Here is a 1,286-nt window from a genome sequence, read left to right as displayed (position 1 = left end):
TTTTGAGGAGCGTTGCGGATGCCGAAGTGGATCTCGTTTGAGACCGAGGAGGAGTTCTTCAACCTGGTGTGTAGTGGTGCGCCGATCGCACACGCTGCCGTGTGGTCGGGCGTGTCGCACGACCTCGCGACGCGGTGGTGGCAGGACCGTGGCGTCATGGGACTCGCGATGGCCATCGGTGCGCGTGGCGGGCTGCCCGGGACGGCGCCGCTGCGCCGCCCGGGCGATGACCGGGTTGGGCGGCAGCGCCGGCCCTTGACCAGTGAGGACCGGGCGGTGATCGCGGCGCTGCATCATCGGAAGGTGTCGCTGCGAGAGATCGGCCGGACCATCGGTCGGCACGTGTCGGTCATCAGCCGGGAGGTTGCCCGGAACCGGGGCCCGGACGGGAGCTATCACGGTCCGGTGGCACACCGGGCTGCGCACGAGCGGCGGAAGAGACCCAAGGCGTTCAGGCTGCACGATCCGGTGCTGTGCGGGGCGATCGAGACCTGGATGGACGACGGCTGGTCCCCCAAGCTGATCGCCGAGGTCCTGCGGCGTGATCACGCCACCGCGGTGGCGGCGGGGCGGGCGTCGATGATGGGCACCGTGCACCACGAGACCATCTACCGCGCGCTGTACGTGCAGACCCGTGGCCAACTGCGCGCAGACCTGAACCAAAAGCTCAGCCTGAAGCGGCGACGACGCAAGACCAAGGGCGTCAACGACGGCCGAGGCGTGAGGTACGACGAGGCGTTCACCATCCGGGAGCGGCCTGCTCAGGCGGCCGACCGGGCCGTGCCGGGTCACTGGGAGGGCGACCTGATCGTCGGCACCGGCAACGGTTCGGCGATCGGGACCTTGGTCGAGCGAACGACCCGGTTCGTGGTCCTGCTGCACCTGCCCGGCCGCCACGACGCCGAGTCGGTCGCCGAGGCAATGATCCGCGAGATGGGCCAGCTACCCGACCACTTGCGCCGGTCGGTGACCTGGGACCGTGGCAGCGAGATGGCCCACTACGAACGGATCCAGCTCGAGCTCGGCACCAGCGTCTACTTCTGCGATCCGCACTCGCCGTGGCAGCGCGGCACGAACGAGAACACCAACCGACTACTGCGGTTCTGGTTCGAGAAGGGCACCGACTTGTCGGTCCACACCGCAGCCGATCTACGCACCGTCGCCGACAAGCTCAACAAGCGCCCACGCCCGACCTTGGACATGGACACCCCAGCCGACAGACTGGCCAGACTGCTCGCCAACCCGGCAGCAGCATGAACCGTTGCTTAGACCGAACGACCTTGCCC

General features: G+C 68.4%; 1 protein-coding gene. It reads left to right on the top strand.

Annotated elements, in window-relative coordinates:
* Positions 1–18: 18 nt before the first annotated feature.
* Positions 19–1,257, top strand: coding sequence for an IS30 family transposase (locus tag DAI17_RS20725; RefSeq protein WP_107775146.1), 1,239 nt, complete (start codon positions 19–21; stop codon positions 1,255–1,257).
* Positions 1,258–1,286 lie beyond the last annotated feature (29 nt).

The organism is Nocardioides sediminis, assembly GCF_003047295.1.
GTDB lineage: Bacteria > Actinomycetota > Actinomycetes > Propionibacteriales > Nocardioidaceae > Nocardioides > Nocardioides sediminis.
This window is presented reverse-complemented; position numbering and strand designations above follow the sequence as displayed.

Coding starts and splice junctions, on each gene's coding strand:
- DAI17_RS20725 (WP_107775146.1), top strand. CDS start 19: ATGCCGAAGTGGATCTCGTTTGAGACCGAGGAGGAGTTCTTCAACCTG.